The organism is Vagococcus sp. WN80Y, assembly GCF_059621045.1.
The window spans coordinates 1-606 of sequence record NZ_JCAQHY010000019.1 but is presented as its reverse complement, the minus strand read 5'-3'; the positions used below and the strand labels follow the sequence as shown (position 1 = coordinate 606).

The window sequence follows — 606 nt, the reverse complement described above, 5'->3', positions numbered from 1 at the left end:
CTCGATCCCGGCAATTTATTCGGTGAAGAAGGCCAACAGTTCCAACGGATCAGCTTGGCTTGTACCACTGCGGTCTTAACCGCTGCCCTTGAACGCTTAGCCAAAAAAGTAAAGGAGCTCTCCCATGATTAATACTAACGATTTAACCAAAAAAATAGCCGAACTCGATCCTTATATGCGTGAAACCCGCGGCTATTTACACCAGCACCCAGAAGTCTCATCCAATGAATGGCAGACTCGCGCCTTTTTAAAAGCCGAAGTCACCAAATTAGGCCTACCGATCACTGACGTTCCAGAAACTGGCTTCTATGCCATTTTGGACACGAAGCGCGAAGGAAAAACAGTGGCCTTACGAACCGACATTGATGCCCTGCCAATTCTAGAACAGCCCACTAATTTAAAAGGGCCACGGAAGTGGCTCTCGGAAGTTGAGGGAGTCTCTCATATGTGTGGTCATGATGGCCATATGGCTGTCTTACTTGCTGCCATGCGTTTATTGGTTGAGATCAAAGACGAGCTATCAGGACGGATTGTGTTCTTGTTTGAAGAAGGCGAAGAAATCGGCTCAGGGATTGATGCCATGATTGAAAGTCTTCAACCCTTAGG

The 606-nt window shown here is 47.2% G+C and carries 1 protein-coding gene; it reads left to right on the top strand.

From position 1 onward, the window contains the following. Window positions 1-124: 124 nt before the first annotated feature. On the top strand, window positions 125-606 hold a 482-nt coding region (locus AC5KOD_RS02395), incomplete at its 3' end, for a M20/M25/M40 family metallo-hydrolase (protein WP_496912956.1).